This is a genomic window from Nocardia farcinica, from assembly GCF_029867845.1.
Taxonomy (GTDB): domain Bacteria; phylum Actinomycetota; class Actinomycetes; order Mycobacteriales; family Mycobacteriaceae; genus Nocardia; species Nocardia farcinica_A.
Genome location: NZ_JARWRU010001154.1, coordinates 1 through 1068, shown reverse-complemented (window position 1 = coordinate 1068; position 1068 = coordinate 1). Strand labels below are relative to the sequence as shown.

Here is a 1068-nt window from a genome sequence, read left to right as displayed (position 1 = left end):
TGCGGTCCGTGTGGGTGCGCGAGCGGGTGCGGCGCGAGCGGCTGCTGACCGCCATGGCCGACGCCTGGCGCGCCGACCTCGCTGCCGACGGCCTCGACCCGGAACGGGTGGAACGCCGCGTCGGGCGCGGGCGCATCCTGTTCGACGCGCCCGAGATGATCATCCCGTGCATGGTCCCCGACGGCGCCCACGACTATCCCGACGAGCGCAGGCAGGCCGCCGAGCGCACCATGTTCACCGTCGCGGCGGGCGCCGCGGTACAGGGCCTGCTGGTGGCGCTGGCCGCCGAGGGGATCGGCAGTTGCTGGATCGGGTCGACGATCTTCGCTCCCGAGATCACCCGTGAGCAACTCGGCCTGGCCGGGGACTGGCAGCCGCTCGGCGCGGTCGCGATCGGCTACCCGGTGGCCGGGCTCGCGCCGCGGCCGCCGCGCACCGGCGGCGAGGGGCTGGTCGAGCTGTGAGCGCGGAATCGCTGCGCGCCTCGGCGATCGAGCTGCTGGCGGGCTGGCAGGTGCGGTCGGGGGCCGAGGAGTCGATCCGCGAGTCCATGCTCGCCTTCCTCGGCTCGGCGCCGCGTGGCTGTCTGCGCGAGCACGCGCCGGGACACATCACCGCCTCGGCGCTGGTGTTCTCCGCTGACCGGCGGGAACTGCTGCTGACCCTGCACCCCAGGGTCGGCCGGTGGCTGCAACTCGGCGGGCACTGCGAGGAATCCGACGACACCGTGGCCGCCGCCGCGCTGCGTGAGGCCACCGAGGAGTCCGGCATCGAGGGCCTGCGGCTGGAGCCGGGGCTCTACGGCGCGCACGCGCACCCGATCACCTGCTCGCTCGGGCGGCCGACCAGGCACCTGGACCTGCTGTTCCAGATCACCGCGCCCGCGGGGGCGGTCCCGGTGCGCAGCAGCGAGTCCGATGATCTGCGCTGGTGGCCGGTGGCCGCGCTGCCGCCGGGCTTCGACGTGCCCCTGCGGTAGCGGTCCCGGTGCGTGCGGCGGGGGCGGCGGCGGGGCCGGCGGGGGCGTATGCGCGGGGGGCCGGGGTGTTGGGGGCCAGGGGTTATAAA

The 1068-nt window shown here is 75.5% G+C and carries 2 protein-coding genes; both read left to right on the top strand.

Annotated features, from left to right (window positions below; all coding sequences use genetic code 11):
* Positions 1 to 464 (top strand): nitroreductase family protein (locus QH283_RS25620; RefSeq protein WP_280505499.1); only part of this gene is annotated, 464 nt, incomplete at its 5' end.
* The gene (locus QH283_RS25615; RefSeq protein ID WP_280505498.1) at positions 461 to 979 is read left to right on the top strand and encodes an NUDIX hydrolase; all 519 of its coding nucleotides are present in this window, start codon (positions 461 to 463) and stop codon (positions 977 to 979) included. The genes QH283_RS25620 and QH283_RS25615, both read left to right, overlap by 4 nt.
* Positions 980 to 1068 lie beyond the last annotated feature (89 nt).